Origin of the sequence: Calothrix sp. FACHB-168 (assembly GCF_963889195.1) — a bacterium.
GTDB lineage: Bacteria > Cyanobacteriota > Cyanobacteriia > Cyanobacteriales > Nostocaceae > Aulosira > Aulosira anomala_A.
In genome coordinates this window covers 1-20532 of the sequence record NZ_CAWPNJ010000037.1, presented here as the reverse complement: position 1 = coordinate 20532, position 20532 = coordinate 1, and the positions used below count along the sequence as shown (strand labels likewise).

Below are 20532 nucleotides of genomic sequence, written 5' to 3'. Positions count from 1 at the left end.
TGACTTGTACTACGGCGTAGTAGTGAATACAAATGCTAGTTTCACAGCTTTAAATATGGGAATGCTTGTATATTTTTGTAGTACGATTCAGGAGAACTGGCAAAAATTTGACATCCTCCCAGAGGAGTATTTTTACTAGCGCTGATTTCCATGAACCCAATTTGTAATTGAGTTAAGGATGCTGGTATTTGGTGGTTTGCTTTGATAATAAGTATCAAGTGGTGTTGCTGCTGATAGATGTTTTGGATTATTTACACCACACTTTTTATAACCAAGAATATCTTGGCGATCGCAATTGTTCACAACCTGAATTTAGGTTTGGATGTACAAGTACATAGGCAATGAGTATCGTGTGCTACCAGAATTGTGGATAATTTAACCCATGTATGTAACCGCTAGTCGCAGAAATTCCCATGAACCGCTTATACTGACACCTTAACCTTTTGTAGATCGAGAACACATAAAAATACACCTACAAGTATTAGAAAACACGAAGTGCCCTAGATTAAGCAAGACCCAGGGATTTTTTTTACTTAAACTTAATAAACAAATTTCCCGACGCTAAAAATCTTGAATCAAAAACCCTTACTTTAACTATGTCCGGGATTAAGAGAAGGTGTTTTTAAAGTTAAGATGAGGTTATGGCAAGAGAACTCGGATACATTTTTTATTGGTCATAAAGCCCTGAGACTGTTGAAAGCTATACCAGACAAGCGGTTTAACTGTGGTGAAAAACGCTTTATGGTAGAATCACAGAGAGAAGTTAAAGATATCGTAAAGTCATCTACCATAGTTACTTATAGATGTGTTTTAATCCCGATTAGTGAGATAAACCACTGTTGATCGCGGCTGTGGTCTAAAGGGAGAAGCTACCTCAAAATGTTATGGTTATGAATAGAGTTATTGCAATCTTGTTGAGACATTGGATCTTTCTCGCAAGTTTTAATACAGTTTTATTTGCGATCGCCTCTGTCCTGATCTTGAGAGTCCCTCAGGTTTGGATTGCCAAGACTCAGCTGATTCTACCAGTTACAAGTAGCGGCTTAACCGCAGATTTAGGGACTCTCGGCAGTCTCAACAGTGGTGGCGTAGTTTTTTCTCAACAGGTTAATCCCTTAAATATCTTTTCATCAATCCTTTTGAGCGATCAAACTTTGAGCCAACTTTGGAATTCCGATCCAGAAAAAGCTCAGTTTGCGAATCTCAGTAGTTATCGACAACTGTTTACTGTTGCGCCTCAAAGTGAATCAACCATTATCTCAATTACCGTACATGGTTCCGATGAGGAAATGGCTCAAGGAAGGGCGAGAAGATTGTTGAATGTATTTCAACAACGGATGAACCAACTGCGGCAAAATGACGCTATGCAGCGTTCTGAGTTTATGCGTGCAGAACTCAATCAAGCCTTGAGAAATTTACGCCAAACCCAAACAAGACTCACAGAATTTCAACAAAATTCTGGATTAGTCAGTAGTGACAATCAAATTCGCGAAACTGTTGCAGCTGTTGCTCAATTAACTACGACTCGTTCCCAAGTCATTGCTCAGTATAAATCATCACAAGCTCATGTTAAAGAGCTTTCCCAGCGCATTGGCTTAAGCTCCGATCGCGCTGTTCGTTCCCTAAGCCTAGCAGAAAATCGCGATTTTCAATTTATCCGTCAGAAATTAGTAGAGCTAGAGGTACCACTTTTAGAAGCTGAAGCAAAATTTACCCGCAATCACCCGACGGTACAAAATTTGCTCAATCAGCGCCAACAATTATCGAAACAGTTAACAGAATATATCTCGCAAGCAGCAGCAAATACAGAGGGTGTGAATTCCTCGATTGGTGAAAACTACGGAGAATTAATTCAGAATTTGGTATTAGCAGAAGCAAATACCAGCGCCTTGCAGAATCAGGAAATTCAACTCCAAAAACAAATTGATGAATTAAATCAGAAACTGCAAACTTTTCCGCCGGCTCAAGCAAAATTATTAGAACTACAACATCAATATAAGATTGCTGAAGGGGTATATAACGGTTTAGTCGGTAAAGTGCAAGAAGCAAAACTAAATTCTTTTAGTGCTTTTCCGAGTATCCAAGTATTAGATCAACCTACAGTTGAAGTCCAACCTTCTAGCAACAGTCAGCTAAAAATCGCTATTGGTGTAATTTTAGCGGGAATTTTTGGTAGTGCGGCTTTAGCGTTATTCCTAGAAAGTCGCAATCCTTTATTAAGCGCAGAAGATTTACACCTCACAGAAATTCCCATTTTGGGTGCTGTTCCTCAGTTCAAGGTTTTACAAAATCGCGCTGCTGTAGAAACAGAAACAAATCGAGAATTCCAGAGAATGGCTTTAGCTATTAACGCCATGAACCTAGAAAATCGGCGGTTTATGGTGAGCAGTCCCGCATCTGGAGAGGGTAAAACTACTGTTGTCTTAGGATTAGCGATCGCACTGGCTAGTTTAGGTTTACGCATCTTAATTGTTGATACCGATCGAGAGCGATCGGGACTCAGCGCCACATTAGAAAACTCAGAGTTACCTTTATCTCACTCATCAGAGCAACCGATTTCTATTCGTCCAAATATCGATCTGATGACGGTATATCACCCTGAGAGACAATTAGTTGATTTTATTGTCAGCAGAGAATTTGAACATTCTCTACAAAGCTTACAAGATAAGGGCAATTACGACTACATCTTGATAGATAGCGCCTCTATTTGTTCAGCTACTGAAACTTCTTTGATGGCTTCTATCGTCTCTAGCGTGTTGTTTGTTGTTCGTCCGGGAGTAAGTCAAAGATATTTATTCCAAAAGGCGCTGACTCAACTAAATCAACAAAAAGTTAGACCAATGGGAATTATTCTCAACGGTATGGAGATGACACCCAAAGAGTCATCCTATACAACCAGAAATTCTGTGCTTACCACTTCCTAATATAGGAATCTGTCTTGATTCATCAAAAAATTTCATAAATGTAGGGTAACTAGTACTGCGGAAGTCAACCAATTTTAGATTTTGGATTTTAGATTTTAGATTAACTGCAAAGATTCCGGGATGCAGCTTGAGGATTAATCAATTTTAGATTTTGGATTTTAGATTTTAGATTCAATCCGACAATCCAAAATTTAAAATTTGTACTGAAGCTCATGAAGTATCTAAAATTGGCACGATCAACAGTCAACAGTCAACAGTCAACAGAATTGTTAGTTGATTGACACCGCATTGTACTAGCGTATTGCAGCAGCTTTTTGATAGCTGGTTCATATCCCGACACATCCTCAAATATCAGGTGTTCCCTATTTTTTGTAGGAAAAGAGGGTAGTTTGAGAAACTCTCTTGTGGGCAGATATTGCTTGCTATCACCATGTTCTAGTAAGCCATAGCCATCCTACGTGGTTGTCAAAAATCAAGTTAAGAATCCTATATCTTTGTCTACGTTCATCCTGCGTTCATCTACCTCTTCACTTGGTGACAGATATGAAAACAATCAACAATACCGATGTAAAATTAGATTTACCTAGCTTAGTTGTCTATTTATTGGGAAGAAGAATTACCCCGATAACTGTTACAGGAATTATTGATGCAATTCACAATGCTTGCAAATTAAAGCAAAAAATTACGGTAGCTAACTACAACGTTCATGCATTCAATTTGTCGATGCAGTTACCGTGGTTTTATGAATTTATCCAAAGTTCAGAAATCGTACATTGTGATGGTTCTGGGATTCTCAAAGCCTTAAGTTATATGGGACTAGACTTGCCCCTAGAATATCGGGTCTCCTATACAAAACTGATGCCGGAGTTATTAAAATTTTGTCATCAACAAGAGCTTTCAATATTCTTGTTAGGTTCAAAACCTCAATATTTAGATAGCGCAATTAATAATCTAGCTGAGAAATATCCCAATATTAAAGTAGCTGGTCATGATGGCTATTTTTCCATTGACGATCCGGAAATCAATGATTCAATAATTAACAGTATTAATCAGATCAAACCAAATATTTTGCTGATGGGTATGGGAATGCCACTGCAAGAAAATTGGGTAGCAAGATATAAAGATAGATTAGATGTAAATGCCATTTTGTTAGGCGGAGCAGTTATCGATCGCTTGGCGGGAGTTGTTTCTGATTGCCCCGATTTTCTAGCTAAGAACCATTTGGAATGGCTATATCGGCTGATTCGCGAACCCAAACGATTAGGAGCGCGTTATTTACTGGGTAATCCGGCTTTTGCTTGCCATATTGCGTTAGCGAAACTCTATCAATTACGCGAGGGAGTCACCCAGGTAGAATCCAGCAATTACTACAGCTGGAAGTCTAATGGATTTGTGAAGGTGCTGGCGCAAGGAAACACAACACCAACAAAGAGGCTAAGTGATTCTTTAGTAGAAGCAGGTTTATTGAGTAACAACGATATTGACATTGCTTTATCGGAACAGAGAAAAACTGGTATTCCTTTGAGTGACATTTTGATCAATAAAGGATGGATTAAACAAGAAACTATTAATTTCATCTTGAAAAATATCGTCCTCAGCAATCAAAGTAACAGTATGGCTAAGGAGTTATTAAATGGTGTCTACTCCGAGAGTTAGTGTTGTAGTGCCTGCATATAATGTGAGTGCTTATCTAGAAGCCGCATTATCTTCTGTAGAATGTCAATCTTTTAGCGACTATGAAGTTTTAATTGTTGATGACGGTTCTACAGATCAAACGGCTGCGGTAGCATTAACATTTAGTCGCCGAGATCCTCGGTTTAAACTGCTACAAAAATCCAACGGGGGACTTTCTTCGGCTCGCAATCACGGCATTCGCTACGCGAAGGGTGAATATATTGCGTTGCTGGATGGAGATGATATTTACCATCCGGATAAGTTAGCGGTTCATATCGCCAAACTAGACAACTCTCCCAAGGTGGGAGTTACATATAGCGCATCTCGCGCCATCCGGGATGATGGGCAACAGACATTCATGATTTTAAGTGGTAAGCCTGTTGTTAAAAATGTATTGTCGGCATTGTTATATAAAAACTTTATCGGACATGGATCGAACGCTGTTTTTCGTCGTTGTCTGATAGATGAAGTTGGAGACTTTGATGAAACCCTGCGCAGTTCAGAAGATATTGATTTTTGGTTGAGAATTGCAGCTACGGAGCGCTGGGAGTTTGATCGAGAACCGCGTATTTTGTGTTACTACCGAGTACGCCCATCAGGGTTATCTTTCAATGTGGCGCAAATGCAGCGATCGCAAGAACAAGTACTTCAGTCAGCTTATGGGCGATCGCCTGAAGTTGTCGAACCAATGTTACCTACAGCCTATGCTTATATGTATCGCTACTTAGCGCGGATTGCTTTGACAGCCGGTGATTTAGCGCAAGCAGAAGATTTTATTGATCAAGCTTGGGAAAGCGATCGCTCAATTTTTTGGCGCGATATGCGATCGCTAGTCACACTTGTGTCTGTGCGTTTGTCTCCCTTAACAAAGCGCATACTTCAACAAGCACTAGGTTCGGTTGATTAAAGCCTAGTAAAAGACGATTTGACGCGGAAAACTCGCCGCGTCTCCCTAATTTTTGGTAATTCCCCGGAAAAATGCGATGAGAGTTTGTTACTTAATTCAAACCCATAAAAATCCCCAACAAATTTATCGGTTAATCAACTTAATTCAAACATCTAGCCCAGAATGCCAAATTGTCATTAGTCACGATCCAACTTTTTGTGAGTTAGACTTATCAATCCTCCCAAAAAATCACAATATTCATTTATTTTTTGCTAAAGGTGGACGAGCCGACTTTAGTATGGTTCAGAGTTACCTGGATGCATTGCGTTGGCTGTTGAAAAATCAAATTGATTTTGATTGGTTGATTAATATTAGCGGACAAGATTACCCAATTAAACCAATTCCAGAAATCGAAGCTTTTTTAGCAACGACTAATTATGATGGTTTCTTAGAATATTTTGATGTTTTATCTCCTGAAAGCCAATGGAGTATACATGAAGGGCATAGTCGCTACTTTTATCAATATCAACAACTCTCGCCCACGGTAAGCGATCGCCTGCAAAAAAGCCTCAAACCTTTAAAAATTATCAACTATATTCAACCTTGGATTCGCTTTAATTGTTCCTACGATATCAGGATTGGTTTTCAAGCCAAAACTCCTTTCAATGAAGTATTTAAATGCTACGGCGGCTCATTTTTCGCTACCCTTTCGCGACAATGCGCCGAGTATATTGACAATTACGCGAATAACAATCCCAGTTTTATCGAATATTGTCGCCGTACTAGCATATCTGTAGAATTCTTCATTCAAACCATCTTAGTTAATAGCCAATTATTCAACCTTTGTAATGATTGTAAACGCTACTTTGATTTTACCAACTCCCAAAATGGTAGCCCTAATTTTCTCACTCAAAAAGATTATGAATCTCTAGCAAAAAGTCAAGCTCATTTTGCGAGAAAATTTGATTTAGCATTAGACCCAGATATTTTTGATTTAATCGATCGACATAATTCGCCAAATCAAGAATTAATAGCTAATACTTATCAATCATGAATCCTTTAATATTAGCAAAAAATCATACTTATTTCTTCCCTTCTGCCTTCTGCCTTCTGCCTTATTCTGATAAATTCTCAGGTGTGCTAACCAATCATGAATAGTAATTCTATTATTAAAAATGGTTTCTGGACAACTTATGGAGCAATTGTCAACCGCTTATTTGCATTATTAAGTAATTTATTATTAGCTCGGCTGTTATTACCATCAGATTTTGGAGTTATCAGCGTCGCCTATATTTTCTGGTCTTTTATTAATCTTTTTGTACAAGGTACTACTGGCGATTTTTTAGTTTATAAAGGACTGGAAGACCGACGTTATATAGATACTACTTACTCTTTAAGTATTTGTATTGGGATGGTGGGAGCAGCAACAATGATCGCTTTATCACCAATTGCTGCTAATTTTTTTGATATCCCAGATTTAATTGGATTGTTAGCATTTTTTGCTTTTAATTTCTTTCTTTCTTCTGTCCAAGCTGTTTATGCTGGGATTATGCGCAGAAAAATGCAGTATCAAGAATTAGCAAATGCAGCTTTAATTTCTTCCATGATTCGCATCTTTACTACAGCCGGATGTGCGTTAGCAGGATTAAGTTACTGGTCTTTTGCGATTGGCGATACAATTTTTTGGTTAAGTATATTTTGGATTACAGCTTATCAGGCTAATTTTAATTTTTATTTAAAAATCGATCCAAAAATTCGCTCGGAGGCTTTATCTTACTGTATCGGTTCTGTAGGGTCTAGTTTGGGATTTTATATTAATTCTAATTCTGATAATTTTGTCATCGGCAGATTATTAGGAACTACCAACTTAGGCTATTACAACTTTGCTTATCAAGTAACTACAGCTTTTAGTTTAATTATGTCTCAAGTTATGAACCAACTTGGGATATCAGTTTTTGCCCAAATGAAGGACGAACGCCAACAAGAAGATGCTTTAGTCAAAGTTGTTGAGCAGATGTCTTATTTTGCGGCTTTAATATTTGCTGTTCTTTACTTGATAGTCGATAAAACATTTATCATCTATGTATTTGGCGAGAAATTTATTCCTTCAGCAAGCGTTATTCCTTGGTTATTAATTTTTGCCTATTTCCGATTAATTAATACTTCTCTTTCTAGTATGATGGCTGCGAAAGGTAGACCAGATATTAATGCTAAAGTTAATTTGCAGATAGCACCTTTAGCTGTTGTGGGCTTTTTAATTGGCGCTTGGAAAGGGGGAATTTTAGGAGTAGCGATCGCAGTTGTTTTAATCTTAGGTTTTACTTGGACTATTTTTTGGTGGTGGTCAGCTTGTACAACATTTGGTTGGTCGCTTTTTAAATATTTGCAACCTTGTTTTCAAGCTTTATTTATGTCATTATTCGCTCTTGGCATAAATTTTATTATTCCTACATCAAAATTTATTTCACCAATTATCTATATTGTTTTATATTTATTGTTGGTAAGGCTGTTAGTACCAAATCAATTTTTCACATATTTATCTTTAATTAAAAAACTAGGGCGTAAAGTTAAGCAATTTAGTTTTCGTTAAATATTAGAAAATAGGGGCTAGCGGCTAGAGAAGAGAGATTTTCAATAAGTCAGTGTTGTTACAACACGACTTAAGCAAATATAACGGAAAAATAAACCGCAGAGGACACAGAGTTCACAGAGAAATGAGAGTTTGAGAAATTTTCTGTGTAAGTTCTATACAAGTCAAAAAAAATTAACCGCCAAGAACGCCAAGACGCCAAGAGAAAAGAAGAAATTATTAAGTGCAAGTTTACAGAATAATAGACATTAACTATAAACTTTTTGCCAATGACAAATGACCAATGACCAATGACCAATGACTTAATTAATCATGAGGTGAAAATGAACCATCCAATTCAACCGCTAGTAAGTGCTGTCATTCCTACAAAAAATCGCCCATCTGTGGTTACACGCGCTGTGAAAAGTGTTTTACAACAAACATTTTGGCGGCTGGAGGTGGTAGTAGTAGTAGATGGCCCCGATCCGGCAACTGCAAAAGCATTACAGCAAATAGACGATCCTCGGTTGCGCGTGCTTGTACTGCCTAATTCTATTGGTGGTGCTGCTGCGCGCAATGCCGGGGTAGCAATGGCTGAGGGTGAGTGGATTGCATTTTTAGATGATGATGATGAGTGGTTACCGCAAAAAATCCAACTACAGATAGATGCGGCTAATCGCTCTCAAGCTAAATTTCCGATTATTGCTTGTTCTGTGATCGCCCACACACCCCACGGAGAATTTATCCATCCGCGACGGTTTCCTGAAGTTAAAGAACCTTTGAGTGAATATATTCTCGTTCGCAATTCTCCGGGATTTGGTGAGGGTTTAATTCAAACTTCGGGAATTTTTACATCACGAGAATTATTAAGAAATGTGCCATTCCGCGATGATTTACGCAAGCATCAAGATTGGGATTGGTTACTGCGAGTTGCTAATCTAGAAGGGGTGGAAGTGCAATTTGTTACTGAACCCTTAGCAATTTGGTATCATTCAAAAACGCAAAAAAGTGTGAGTAATACCCACGATTGGCAGTATTCTCTAAATTGGATTAAAGAAAATCGTAGCTTAGTAACTCGTCGCGCCTACGCTTCCTTCATTATGGTAGAGGTGGGCGCACAAGCTTCTGCCCAAGGGAAATGGCAAGAATTTTTACCACTACTTTGGGAAGCAATCCGCTATGGAAGTCCAAAACCAATTGACTTTTTATTGTGCTTGGGATTTTGGTTAGTTCCCAGAAATACCCGACGCTGGTTAAAAGGATTGTTAGGCGAAAAGCAAAATCTAGAGCAACCACTAAGTACTATTTAGAAATACCAGGGGAATGTTAACAGCTATTAGTAAAGCGCTGAAATTTACCAAAGAAGATGAGTTAGGAAAATTGTCTTTTGTCGAGCGTGTCTTGTATTGGACAATTGTTTTAACTCCAGTTTGGTGGTTATTGGGAATACAAACTCTGTTGTATCCTGCGATCGCAGTTTGGCTGTTAGTCTGTTCCTTTCGTCTCGATAAATTGCTGAATATTGCCTTACCAACTTGTATTTGGGCTTGGTTGGCGATGGCGATCGCTATGCTGTGGACTGCGGCGCTAGGCTTGGTAGATGTTAATTTTGAACCCTTTCGCCTGATCTCAACTTTAGTTACCTTTTTTAAAGGTTACTTTCTCATTCTTAGTTGTCTGATTCTCCCCTTTTGGAATCCCATTCGCTCTAAAGTTTTAACAAGAGCGATCGCTTGGATGGCTGTAGGTTACGGTATTACAGTTATCTTACAATTTATCCTGCTGTTTGTTGGGATATGGGATCAGCCTTTTTATCCGCCCCTCGCGAGATTGATTCCGGGTGATAAATTAAGCTTGCTGGTAAAACCGGCGATTATTCAAACCTTTTTTGGCATTCCTCTCCCCAGAACATCGCTTTACATGGCCGATCCGCCAATTCCGGGGGTATGTGGCTTGCTGTGCTTCTTTATTTGCTCTGGGGAATCAAATCGGCGTTTGCGCTATTTAGCGATCGCAGGTAGCCTATTAGCTTTATTAGTCAGTCAAAGCCGTGTAGCTTGGCTATGCTTTCCCATTGTCGTTTGGATTTCCCTCAGCTTCCGCAATCGTACCGCCCGCCACAGTTCTTTGTGGGTAACCTCTGCTGTCTTTCTCAGTTGTGCATTCATCGGCGTCACATTAGTAGATGTAATACATCAGTCTTTAGATGTATTTACAGGTGCGCGGGCTGCATCTTCCGCAGATCGTAGCCTTGTAGTTGGTGAAACCCTCAAAGCATGGCAACAACGCCCCTGGCTAGGGTGGGGAATCGCCCAAGGAGAAGTTACTTGGTACATCTATAAAGTTGTACTTGGCTCCTTTTCTACCTATGCAGGTGTTTTATATTTGCATGGAATTTTAGGTTTTATCTGCTTAATTACCGCCCTAAGTACAACCCTGTGGAACTTTTGGAACATCGCCAGATCTGGAAATAAATTAGCTCAGGGAGCCTTTGCCAGCTTTCTAGCATTATGTCTATTAATCGAAGGGTTGCCATTAAGTTGGATGTGCATTTATTTTTGGTTTTATTTTATTTGGTTAGGAGTAATTTTATTTGAAAATCAATTAAAACGTCCGCGCATTTCTCAATGGCATCAACTTATATAAGTAAGCATTGCAATTAAAGATAGCTGTCATTAGTCATTAATTATTATTCTCAACTACGACGTACTGATATGCATCAAAATAAACATCCTTTATTAATCAAACTGGCAAAATATTATTTTGCAACCAAACAACTTTATTACCAATGGCGATATCGTAACTTAACCTTAGAACCAGGAGTTTTAATCAAAGGTAAATTAACTGTCTCTGGTGATGTCAAAGTTAAAATTGGTGCGGGAACTCGCATCTGTATGCACGTTAAAATATACGGTTCTGGGGACGTAACAATTGGCAGAAATACCCTACTCAATGGTTGTTGGATTGGTAGCGTTAAATCAATTAAAATTGGTGATGAATGTCTAATTTCCGATTGTTTCCTCCAAGATTCAGACTATCACAATATAGATCCAAATTTACGTTTTGATCCACCAGGGCCAAAAGTATCAGCGCCTATAGTCATTGAACGTAACGTTTGGGTAGGAGCCAGAGCAACCATTATGAAAGGTGTTCATATCGGTCAAGATAGCGTTATCGGATTAGGGAGTATAATTCGCAAATCAGTTCCTTCTGGTGTTGTAGTAATTGGTAACCCCCAACAAATTGTCAAACATCTCTATAAAGATGCAGATAAAGAAGCCAAGTTATCACATATTTAGCCATATTTTTTAATATAAGTAGGACTTACGCACACTCTACAAATTCTTCTCCCAAGGGGAGACGCTTCGCGAAGGCGTTCTTGGCGTCTTCTCTGCGAGACGCTGCGCGTTGGCGGAAGCCTCTCGAAGAGAAGGCGGTTCAATAAATTAAGCTTTTTGGCAATTTTTGCGTAAGTCCTAATAAATTCTCTCCTCTTTCTAACTCCTCTGCGTCCTCTGTCTTGAAAAGTTCTGAGCGGAGGAAACCTCCGCTCAGACTTTTCGCTGCGTCTCTGTGGTTTATATCTCTAAATAATTCAAGGTAGGTATTTAATGAAAGTCGGTTATCTTGCAGAAAATTATCTCTACAAACGCAATATCACTAATATTGTCAAAGACGTTGAATATCAAAAAGTAAATAATTTATTTGCCCTAACTTATCCTGCCGTTAAATATATCAACAAAATTGCCAAAAAAACTGTCATACCATTTAACGATTCAATATATCAATTCACAGATTTAGATTTCTATAAAGTTGATATTCTCCATTTTTTCAACACTATCAGCTATGGTAAAACACCTTGGATAACCACATTTGAAACAATTTTACCGCGATTAGATTGCAGTCTTTTTTGCCATCAAGGTGCTAGACCTGATTTTTCTGTACTGACTAACTATAAAGCTGTCAAAAAAGCTTTAGCAGCAATGGCTAGTGACTCGTGCAAACGTCTAATTGCTATGTCTGATTGTAATGCCAATATGCAGAGAATTTTGTTAAAAGATTTTCCCCAATATCAACAAGCTATCGAACCGAAAATTACAACTCTGCATCCACCACAGCAATTACTCGTTTCATCCTACGCTGATAAAAAGATTAATTTAGATGGCAAGATAAAATTTATTCTTGTAGGCGCTTCCTTTTTCCGCAAAGGAGGTATGGAAGTAGTAGAGACTTTCAGCAAATTGAAGAGAGAATATAACTATGATTTGGAATTAATTCTTATCTCTTCACTACGCTTAGATGATTATGCCACAAAAGAAACAGAAGCAGATATTCAAAAAGCGAAAATATTAATTCAACAAAATCTTGATTGGATTAAATATTATGAGCAGCTTCCTAATAAAGAAGTTTTAGAATTAACTAAACAATGTCATGTAGGATTATTACCAACCTATGCAGACACCTATGGTTTTTCTGTTCTCGAATTTCAAGCTGCTGGTTGTCCGGTAATTACAACTAATATTAGAGCATTACCAGAAGTAAATGACAACGATAGAGGATGGATCATTGAAGTTCCCACAAATTATTTAGGTGAGGCTATATATACAACGAAAGAAGAAAGATTAGAAATTAATTCTGCTATTAAATCGGGACTTGAGCGGATAGTTCATGAAATCTTCGCCAATCGAGAAGCTGTAATTGCTAAATCCAATCGCTCAATTCAAGGTATTAGGGATAATCATTCTTTGAGTAACTATGCAGATAAAATGAAAGATATATATTTGCAAGTCGTTCCCGAAGGGTAGACGCAAAAAAGAAGGAAAGAATCAAGACTTTTGCAACAAGTCTAATCTAACAAATGAGTAGGGGCACGGCAATGCCCATTGGTGTCAACTTAAGCTAAAAGCTATATACAGCGAGTGTTGTACAAAAACCCTCGCCCTCATCCCCTAACCCCTTCTCCCTCAGGGAGAAGGGGAATTGAATCTCTTGCTCCCCTCTCCCTGAGGGAGAGGGGCTGGGGGTGAGGGCAAAACCTTTATACAAAGCAGGTTTCACGTTAAGTTGACACGTATGGGCATTGCCGTGCCCTCTAATATATGGATGTGTCGCAAACATTATGTGATAAGCTGCGACGCATCTAATTTGTATATAAGACGCGGGCAATACTTCGGCGTGAGCGCTCAGTCGAACGCTGCCCGCACTACAATTATTTTGTGTTTTTGATTTATATAATTTAGCTGCACAGAAGCTTACCAATTTGAGAAAATAATGCGACAGATGGTAGGGGCATAGCAGTGCCATGCCCTCTAGAATATACTTTGAACAATAAATATTAATTGTAAAAAAAAATACGTATTTTTTGAGAACTTAAGTATTATCATCCTTGTTAATTCGATTAATATGCATTCTTTCTATCTATCTGCAATGCAGGTGAATTATAAAAAATTTAAATTTAAAACCTGGGAATATTTGCAAACAGTATCTAAAAGTTTTATTTGTTTATTTCCTGACAACAAGATATGATGATCTCTGCTGGGGATCGCTCACCCCGCAGTCAATTTAGTGCGAGGAATTTTCTACATTCCAAGAATAAAATTGGCATTTAATTGCCAAAAATGTTGTTTACCAAAACCAGGGTTGCACTAGATGAGTTGTGCAGTAACTTGGACATTAAACTGACATGATATTGTTTGAATTTCTTTGCATTACGTCTTGGATTGCTTCTTTTTTAACATCTAGCGAAAACTTACTACCAAGTAAAACAGCAAATGTATTGCCTGCTTTACCTGCAAAAGTTTCTACACAGATAGGGAAATTAGTTAATAAACATCGGCTCTTGTTTGTGCGACCTAAACAACCGATGAAATTGTGGAGTACAACATTACTACCATCAAGATTTTTAAAAATAGATTGGGGCAATAATGAACCCAAAAGCAATTTGAATAAACCGCTTAATTCGCCAGCAAGAGCGGTTAAAAATAGCCAAAAACAATTTTGCACTTTTGGGGAAGATTTGGTAGCTAAACAATCTGGTATCGGTGCTGCTAGTCTTTCTCTTTCGGGAAACATCATTAACGCGAATCCAGAACAGCGAGATTTATTCCCCCATAAATTTCTGCGATCGCTCCAAGATTTCTTTCGCTTTGCACATCCTGTAGAACAGAATTTCATGTCTGCATCCCTACCAGTCTTGATTGTGCAGCGACAGCCAAATAACTATGAAGTTTGGGTAAATCAGCATCTTGTGGCGACTTTACCCACGGAAACCGCAGCCAAATCTCTGCAAAAACGCTTGTTAAAGCTAGCTAAAGCGAAAAATTTTGATGCTAACCAACTCAGACCTGCTTTAGTTGATGGTTTACCTGCTTTAATGGCAGGTAATCGCTTTTTATGGCGGATTGAAAACTCAATTGCTCGTCAATTCCAACAGAATGCAGATTTATTAGCAATTGAATGGATTAACAATCTGCGTTCTGCTTTCAAAGCCTCTAAACTGACACTGGTGGAGGGACAAAAACAAATGTATGGTGTCACGCCAACTTCCACCAAGCTATCTGGTTTGGCTTCTTGGTATGGCGGCTATTTTCATGGACGTTTAACAGCCAATGGCGAGATATATAACAAAAATGAATTGACTGTAGCTCACAAATCCCTGCCTTTTAATACTTATTTGCAGGTAACAAATTTACAAAATAACCAATCAGTAATTGTCCGCGTCAACGATCGCGGCCCCTATATCCCACCTAGAAGCCTAGATTTATCACAAGCTGCTGCCCGTTGTCTCGGTAGTGAAATGGCTGGGGTAGTACCCTATAAAGCTGTAATTTTGCAAAACAGCGAACCGAAAATTACTTTGAAACCTTCCACCTTAACCACCTTCAACAGCATGAAACCCAAGCCTGTCAAACAACTGGCTTTTATTCCAGAGTTTTGAGCCAACTGTTGATTGTTGACGGTTGACTGTTGACGGTTGACTGTTGACGGTTGACCGCGCCAATTTTAGATTTTAGATTTTAGATTTTAGATTATTTCGGTTCATGCCCCGCCTCCGAAGTTCAGATCGCCGGAAGCCGGCGCTCTGACTTCTCTCCTTGTGGGTGGAACAAATCCAAAATCGTCAATTTAAAATCCCCAAGCTGCATCCCGGAATCGGTGTAGTCAATCCAAAATCGTAAATCCAAAATCCAAAATTGATTGACTGTTGACGGTTGACTGTTGACTGAGAAAATTTTTTCTCCCTTGTCTCCTTCCCTTTGATACATAGCAATGCAAATTTTTTCATCGAGACTGCCTTTTGAACAATCCTCATAACTGATGACTGATTGCATAAATAGCTACTAGCAATTACCATACATTTGATATAAGAACATACAGCAGATTTTTAGTTGATGAACTACACAATTTAAGTTGCAAACCTAAGTCAAATACCAAATACCCATTTTGTTAAATTCGGCAACAGATTCACAGCTAAAAACCTAGATTCTGTCCGAATTTCTGCATTTAGAAGCCAGAACAACTGTATTGCCTGTTTAACTGATGAATTCTGCTGTAATGTTGTTAATTTCACAACCACAGGTAAAATATTATGTCAGTAGCGCAGCATCTCCAAAAATTTGGAAATCATTTAATTCTCGGCATTTCCGGGACTCAATTAAGCGACGAAGACAAACGCGCACTCAGTGAATTGCAACCTGTTGGCGTAATATTTTTTGCTAAAAATTTCTTAGATGATGCTACCTATGAAATTTGGTTGCAAACTTTTAGGGAATTGATCGATCAGATTCGCGAATACGCTGAACGGGATTCGATGTTTTTTAGCTTAGATCATGAAGGTGGTCGAGTTGTACGTACACCTGTACCAATTACGCGCTTTCCTTATGCTTTGTCATTGCAATCGCGATCGCGTCAGGTAGCTCAAGCCACAGCTGTAGAACTACAATCTTTGGGGATAAATCTCTCTTGGGCACCGGTTGCAGATATTTATTCTCATCCCGAAAATCCTGTGATTGGTTCTCGTGCTTTTGGTACAACAGCAGAAACGGCTGCTAAATGGGCGCGGGAATATTATTTAGGGCTGCAAGAGTCAGGAATTCTCGCCTGTGCAAAACATTTTCCCGGTCATGGTGATACTAGTCAAGATTCCCATTTAGAACTACCCATACTGGATCTTACCAAGGAAAATCTGCGCGATCGCGAATTAATACCTTTCAACGCTCTCATCGCTGAACAGATTCCCTTGATTATGACTGCTCATATTCTGTTTCCCAAAATCGATCCTGATGTTCCCGCTACTCTTTCCCGAACTATTCTCACTAACATTCTCCGGGAAGAACTAGGTTTTTCTGGGGTAATTGTCTCTGATGACTTAGATATGAAAGCTATTGCCGACCGCTTTACCACAAAAGGTACAGTAGCACAAGCAATTAATGCTGGTTGCGATTTGTTCATTATTTCTCGTAACATAAATTCATCTTCCTTAGAACGCACCTATCACATCGCCCAAGATTTTGGTGATTCTTTGGCTAACGGTAGCTTAAATGACTCAGTTGTCGCAGCAGCGCAACAGCGTATCGAAAAGCTGTTGGTTGTAACTCCGCAATACATTGTGCGCACTCTCGATCCAGAGACACTCACACAACATGCAGAATTAGCGATCGCCTCCTCCTACCAAGAGATTGGGTGACGAATTATAGCGGTTTTAGATCGCAAAGTGTGTGTTGATTTTGCAAAAAATTTGACTAATTGATGAATTTAATGTTATCAATAACTTCAAATACCAAACGCCATTACGTAGTAATACTGGGTGCCTTCGATATGGCTACAAATAATACAGGGAAGCAGTAAAATCGACCTGTAGCCATTTTTTGGAGTAGTGGTACAAGTATTTTCCTTATTTTCGGCTAGTCAATTTAGTTGAGTGCGATTTCATGAAAAAATATTTTGCACTGATGAGTCCCATCAGTACTTTCTCGCGCAATTTGCGACGACAGTTTGGTACAGCTGGACTGATGTTTGTGTTCTCTATTGTCGGTTTCTTGTTGGCGTTACTTTTGACTCAATTTCTCCTGAAATTCTCTGGTGGTTGCTTTTTCGGAAGTTGTCATAGTGCAGCAGAAGCACAATCCACCCCGCCAACGCAGATTATGTATATTTCACCCACAGGTGCTGGTAGCCGTAATGGTAGCAGCGCCAGTAATGCAGGATTACTCAAAGATTTACCGACATTTATCACCAAAGTAGGGCCAGGTGGTGAAATCAGACTGCTCAATGGCACCTACAACCAGCCCAAAAGCATGACAATTGCTAGCGGCGGCGTACCCGGAAAACCTGTAACCATCAGAGGTACAGATGCATCAGGACAAGAAACAACTATGCCTGTAATTATGGGTAATCGCACCAGTCCTTATCAACCACCTTCAATAGGAAAAAGCGGAGACAACCTGTTTAAACTGCTTCCCGGCGCTAGTTACCTCACTTTCCGTAACATTCATTGCATGAATATCGGTAATGGTTGCTTTGTATTTGCTGGTAGCAAAGGTAACGTAACTATCGAAAAAACCAAAGCTACCAATGTGCAAAGATTTGTTGAACATAAGCCAGAATCAACCAGTGCATCCGGTGCTTGGGAAGTAGCCAACGTTGTCATTAGAAATTCTGAAATTCAAGGCTTTTCTAAAGGTGCTATCCGTTTCGGTAAACCAGATGAAAAAGCCAACAACTCACCTGATGCTCATGACATTCTCATTCAAGAAGTCTTTGCAGATTCTCAACGCCAAGATGGTGATAACTTCTGTATGGGTGTCCACCTCCAAGGCGATGTGCATCACGTTAAGATGATCAAAACCACTATGAATAACTGTCATCAAACTCGTAAACCCAGTGATTACTGGAATGGAGATGGCTTTGTTGCTGAAGAACATGTCTCAGATATTTACTTTGAAGATACTAGTGCTTCTGGCCATACTGATGCAGGTTATGATATTAAAGCCAGCAACTCTGTATTAGTGCGCACACAAGCAGCAGACAACAAGCGTAACTACAGATTTTGGTCAACAGCAACTGTGCAAGATTGTGTAGGTATAGAACCTCGTTGTCGTGGTGGTAGAAGTTGCCAAGCTCAAGTTTACGTCACAGAAAAAGCTGATGCTAAACTTAACCGTTGCACATTTAAATCAACTAATCCTACAACCGATGTATTCCAATCTCAAGAAAGTGGCAAAATCACAGTTCAAGGAGGAACTGTAGAACACCGAGGTATTTTACAAAAAGTTGAAGGATCTCCTAGCTTAATTCAATTGAACAGCGTTACTGTCAAGCTGATTTAAGCATCTTACTAATTAACATTTGATCAATTCCACAGGTGCATCTACCATTAAATGCATCTAACATTAAAAGAAATATAGTTATCAGATTTGTTGGCTGGTGATGAGGGTTGAAATTTAAGCGCAAAGTTTTGCGCAGGTAAGCTCAGAGTTACGCAAAGAATGAGCTACGAATTTATGAAATGTTGTACTAAGTTCTGTATATGGTGAGAATCGTAATTTTGCAGAAATAGGTAAGACTGATGCAAAAACCCTTTTCAATTCTCTTACCTTTATGTCTTTTGTGTTTATCCGGTGGGATGCGCCCTGTTTATCTACCGAATCCTGGTATACATTGACCTATGAATAACTAATTAAATCAGGAAAACTTGGCACTTAATGCTCTGAATTTAGACAAATTGGCTGGTAACTGTGCTTGATGTTTTCTGTCTGATAATTTATTAGCACTGCCAAAAATTAAATGGCACTTACAGGTATTTTTTGACTGGCTAAATATGCTTGGCGTTCAGCTTCAATTTCGTCAACAATCTTGGCACAAGTAGCTAAATCGAAGCGACTAAAATCTGCGTTACTCGGCTTAATACCAAAAATTGTCTTACCAATTTTATGGGTAGGTTTAAACAGTCCCCATTTAATTATTTGATTCAGTAAACGATAGGTAAGAATTAATTTTGCACCGCCTAAAGGATGACGCTCGCTAATAGGTTGATAATTGGCTTCGTTAGCATAGTCATCGATAATAATTAACCCACCTTCGCACAGCAGAGGCCAAAATAAGAAAAAGTCTCGATCAATCCGTCCATCTGCATCATGAACAAAGGCTGCTAATTGAGGAGTTTGAACTAAAGAAATGGCTTCATTACCATTGTTAAATGTGAGTTCTTTGGGGAACAAGCGTATTTGCTCGCTTACCCCAAATTTGCTAAAATGACTGTTAATTAGTTGCAAATTTTCAGCGTATCCACCCACATCTACACGTGTACCACCTTCGCACTTTTCTACTACAATTAATTTAGATTGTTTTTGCTGATCCTTGAGTGCCCAAGCTAGTGCAACGCTTCCTGTACCTGTGGCTCCGCCGACTTCGATAATATCAAGGTCGGGTAACTGGGAACAAAGATCGTACATTTTTCGATAAACAATAGGCAGTAACATGCCATTTGTTTCTGCGCGTAATTTATAAAATCTAGAATTTGTAAATTGCTCATAAGAAAGCACCAGGCTTTTGACAGACTGCTTGAAGCTACTATTTAGTTGGAGCATTTTTTACCTAATGAGAGATTTTCATACCTTCTAGACAATAACACCGTATTTTTAGAAAAAAAATGTAATTTGAATAAACTATGGAGATAAATAAAAAGTTTTCTTAAAGATTATTGAATAGTATATGTCTATACTGTTTATCAAAAAAATCTCAAAAAATTTTTTTAATAAAACAGCAATTTTGCACTCAGTAAATTTTTATGCCAGTATCTCAAGATTACTGTTTTTGCAGGGAAACGTGTTTTGGGACATCCAATTTTTTAAATACCCAATAAATTTGTAGTGCGAGCGTCTCGCTCGCTGGTGTTCAAAAGCGAGCAAGATGCTCGCACTACGGAATATGGGTAATTTATTTTTTGTAAGTCCCTTTATTTTACATTAAAAAAATCTGTAATTTCTATTAATAAACCTCGTCCATTTTGAAACCAGGAGTAGTGCGGGCAGCGTTCGACTGAGCGCTCACGCCGAAGTCTTGCCCGCTACTACCACCAGGGAGCAAGATGCTCCCACTACTTTTAAAACTATGGTTATCAAAATAGATGTGGTTTAATTTTTCAGAAAAAATATAAGTTTTAAGTATGGGAAAAATTTTAAAAATGAGGCGAATATAGCTTACAGCTATTTTTAGGTAAATAGATCACGCTGTAGGGGGCACGGCACCGACAATCGTTTGGTACATACAATAATTTTACTAGTGCCGTGCCCCTACGACAGATGTGATTTAAATAGGTGAAAACTGCTGTAAGTTATAAAAATATCTTTAAAATAATAGAGAGCATCCCAAATGTGCAAAAACGCCCTCACCCTATAAGGGTGGGGCTAGAAATACGAAGCCTGCCTACCCTTCGGGAACGTCTTCGACGAACGCAGGCTAAAAGTTTGAGAGCCTGC

The 20532-nt window shown here is 38.8% G+C and carries 16 protein-coding genes; 12 read left to right on the top strand and 4 right to left on the bottom strand.

Features of this window, described 5'->3' with window-relative positions:
• Positions 1-135: 135 nt before the first annotated feature.
• Positions 136-303 (bottom strand): hypothetical protein, encoded by a 168-nt coding sequence (locus AACW45_RS22040; RefSeq protein WP_190634811.1) that lies wholly within the window; start codon positions 301-303, stop codon positions 136-138.
• A gap of 587 nt (positions 304-890) precedes the next feature.
• Here AACW45_RS22040 and AACW45_RS22035 point away from each other — a divergent pair.
• From AACW45_RS22035 to AACW45_RS21995, 9 genes are all read left to right on the top strand, one after another.
• Positions 891-2924, top strand: coding sequence for a GumC family protein (locus AACW45_RS22035; protein ID WP_190634809.1), 2034 nt, complete (start codon positions 891-893; stop codon positions 2922-2924).
• A gap of 543 nt (positions 2925-3467) precedes the next feature.
• Positions 3468-4580 carry a WecB/TagA/CpsF family glycosyltransferase gene (locus tag AACW45_RS22030; protein WP_190634808.1) on the top strand — a complete coding sequence of 371 codons (1113 nt, stop codon included), beginning with the start codon at positions 3468-3470 and terminating at the stop codon, positions 4578-4580.
• Entirely contained in the window at positions 4558-5505 is a 948-nt protein-coding gene (locus AACW45_RS22025; RefSeq protein ID WP_190634806.1) for a glycosyltransferase family 2 protein, read from the top strand. Before AACW45_RS22030 ends, AACW45_RS22025 begins: the two co-directional genes overlap by 23 nt.
• Positions 5506-5581: 76 nt before the next feature.
• Positions 5582-6538 (top strand): beta-1,6-N-acetylglucosaminyltransferase, encoded by a 957-nt coding sequence (locus AACW45_RS22020; protein ID WP_190634804.1) that lies wholly within the window; start codon positions 5582-5584, stop codon positions 6536-6538.
• Positions 6539-6634: 96 nt separating this feature from the next.
• Positions 6635-8074 carry an oligosaccharide flippase family protein gene (locus AACW45_RS22015; protein ID WP_190634802.1) on the top strand — a complete coding sequence of 480 codons (1440 nt, stop codon included), beginning with the start codon at positions 6635-6637 and terminating at the stop codon, positions 8072-8074.
• A 290-nt stretch (positions 8075-8364) separates the two neighbouring features.
• The gene (locus AACW45_RS22010; RefSeq protein ID WP_199331206.1) at positions 8365-9363 is read left to right on the top strand and encodes a glycosyltransferase family 2 protein; all 999 of its coding nucleotides are present in this window, start codon (positions 8365-8367) and stop codon (positions 9361-9363) included.
• A 13-nt stretch (positions 9364-9376) separates the two neighbouring features.
• Positions 9377-10699, top strand: coding sequence for an O-antigen ligase family protein (locus AACW45_RS22005; protein WP_190634800.1), 1323 nt, complete (start codon positions 9377-9379; stop codon positions 10697-10699).
• A 68-nt stretch (positions 10700-10767) separates the two neighbouring features.
• Positions 10768-11352 carry an acyltransferase gene (locus AACW45_RS22000; protein ID WP_190634798.1) on the top strand — a complete coding sequence of 195 codons (585 nt, stop codon included), beginning with the start codon at positions 10768-10770 and terminating at the stop codon, positions 11350-11352.
• A gap of 312 nt (positions 11353-11664) precedes the next feature.
• Entirely contained in the window at positions 11665-12858 is a 1194-nt protein-coding gene (locus tag AACW45_RS21995) for a glycosyltransferase family 4 protein (protein WP_190634796.1), read from the top strand.
• 868 nt (positions 12859-13726) lie between these two features.
• Here AACW45_RS21995 and AACW45_RS21990 read toward each other — a convergent pair.
• Positions 13727-14056, bottom strand: coding sequence for a hypothetical protein (locus tag AACW45_RS21990; protein ID WP_242045629.1), 330 nt, complete (start codon positions 14054-14056; stop codon positions 13727-13729).
• A gap of 13 nt (positions 14057-14069) precedes the next feature.
• Here AACW45_RS21990 and AACW45_RS21985 point away from each other — a divergent pair, with 13 nt between their 5' ends.
• Positions 14070-14990 (top strand): septal ring lytic transglycosylase RlpA family protein, encoded by a 921-nt coding sequence (locus tag AACW45_RS21985; protein ID WP_242045630.1) that lies wholly within the window; start codon positions 14070-14072, stop codon positions 14988-14990.
• Between the two features lie 121 nt (positions 14991-15111).
• Here AACW45_RS21985 and AACW45_RS21980 read toward each other — a convergent pair whose 3' ends face one another.
• Entirely contained in the window at positions 15112-15384 is a 273-nt protein-coding gene (locus AACW45_RS21980; RefSeq protein ID WP_190634793.1) for a hypothetical protein, read from the bottom strand.
• Positions 15385-15641: 257 nt separating this feature from the next.
• Here AACW45_RS21980 and nagZ point away from each other — a divergent pair, with 257 nt between their 5' ends.
• The gene (gene nagZ / locus AACW45_RS21975; protein ID WP_190634791.1) at positions 15642-16739 is read left to right on the top strand and encodes a beta-N-acetylhexosaminidase; all 1098 of its coding nucleotides are present in this window, start codon (positions 15642-15644) and stop codon (positions 16737-16739) included.
• Positions 16740-16983: 244 nt separating this feature from the next.
• Positions 16984-18381, top strand: coding sequence for a hypothetical protein (locus AACW45_RS21970; RefSeq protein ID WP_190634789.1), 1398 nt, complete (start codon positions 16984-16986; stop codon positions 18379-18381).
• Positions 18382-18834: 453 nt separating this feature from the next.
• On the opposite strand, the gene AACW45_RS21965 is transcribed toward AACW45_RS21970, so the two are convergent.
• Positions 18835-19533: a class I SAM-dependent methyltransferase gene (locus AACW45_RS21965; RefSeq protein WP_206758478.1), complete on the bottom strand. Its 699-nt coding sequence runs from the start codon at positions 19531-19533 to the stop codon at positions 18835-18837.
• Between the last annotated feature and the right edge of the window lie 999 nt (positions 19534-20532).